The sequence below is a fragment of the Pseudomonas yamanorum genome (genome assembly GCF_013386765.1).
GTDB lineage: Bacteria > Pseudomonadota > Gammaproteobacteria > Pseudomonadales > Pseudomonadaceae > Aquipseudomonas > Aquipseudomonas yamanorum_A.
In genome coordinates, this window is record NZ_JACARE010000076.1 from 1 (window position 1) to 1,325 (window position 1,325).

Here is a 1,325-nt window from a genome sequence, read left to right on the forward strand (position 1 = left end):
GAACGCAGGGATTGAGGAGCGGGTAAACCGGCAGGACGCCGGTTTAGCCGCGACGGGGCAGGGACGCCCCGTCGCGGCGGCCCGCGGAGCAATCCCGGAGTGAGCAACCGTGTCGAAATTCAAGCCATTTCAGCGAAATGCTTTTGATCGCGCACCATCGCATTCAGGATCGTCAGCAACTTTCTCATGCATGCCACCAGCGCTACTTTCTTCGTCTTCCCTGCAGCAAGCAGATGGTTGTAAAACCTCTCGATCACCGGGTTATGGCTCTTCGAGGACAAGACAGCCATGTAAAGGACACTTCGCACCTCAGCTCGGCCACCCCATATCCGTCTACGTCCTTTGTAGAGGCCGCTATCGCAGTTAAAAGGGGCCACACCAACCAATGCAGCCACTTGTTTGCGATTAACCTTGCCCAGCTCCGGAACCATTGCCAGCAGCGAAAGTGCGAGCACATTGCCAACGCCCGATACCTCGCGCAGCAAATCATAATTGGCCTTCCAAACCGGCGAAGCTTTGATCGCTTCGTGCAAGTCATCGTCTGTGCTTTTAAGGCGCTTTTGAAGCCAGACGATATGTGCCTTGATGTCCCGTCGAAGCGCCTTGAATACCGCCTGTTTCAATCGAGACTCTTCCGCCACGATCATATCGATGAGCTGGCGGCGTCGAGTCAGTAGATCCGCCAGTTCGCGAGCGTGTTCATCTGGCATCTCCCGAATCTCGGGTTTGACCGCCTGGGCAAACTCCGCAATCACCTGGGCATCCAGAGCGTCGGTTTTCGCCAGCCTACCGGTCGCCTTGGCGAAATCACGAACCTGACGGGGATTGACAACAACAACGGGTAATCCAGCAGCACAAAGCTCGGCAGCGGCAAGCCGCTCATATCCACCAGTCGCTTCCAGCACCACCAAAACCGGCTCCTGAGCCTTGAGATGTTTAGCTAAACGCTGGATATCTTCTTGAGTATTGAAAAACTGTTCGACTTGGCCAGTAGTGCTGACGAATGAGTCGAGCTTGTTTTTGGAAACATCAATTCCGACGAACGCAGAGTCATGGTCCATAGCGTTTTCCTCACGTCCAACCTTGCAGAATCGGGCTTTGCGCCCAGGCAACCGTTCGGACTAGTTTAGGAAGAAACCTGCTCCGACCCATGCTCACTCACGATCTCGAAATCTGAGGGCACCACGGTCTGAAGCAGGTGAAAATAATCTTACAAGGGAACACCGAGCCTAGGCGAGGTGCCGACAGGCGGGGCAGAGCGTTTTGGTTACTTTGCCGCTTTTGCAAAGTGACTCGCTGTAAGAGCGAAACCATAGGCCGCCGTT

General features: G+C 54.9%; 1 protein-coding gene. It reads right to left on the reverse strand.

Going from position 1 to position 1,325, the window contains the following annotated elements:
- Positions 1-119: 119 nt before the first annotated feature.
- A complete protein-coding gene (locus HX875_RS32015) occupies positions 120-1,061 on the reverse strand; it encodes an IS110 family transposase (RefSeq protein WP_177048941.1) in 942 nt (313 codons plus the stop codon).
- Between the last annotated feature and the right edge of the window lie 264 nt (positions 1,062-1,325).

What these genes read in the sequence shown, in the direction of transcription:
- HX875_RS32015 (WP_177048941.1), bottom strand. Translation starts at nt 1,061, where the DNA reads ATGGACCATGACTCTGCGTTCGTCGGAATTGATGTTTCCAAAAACAAG.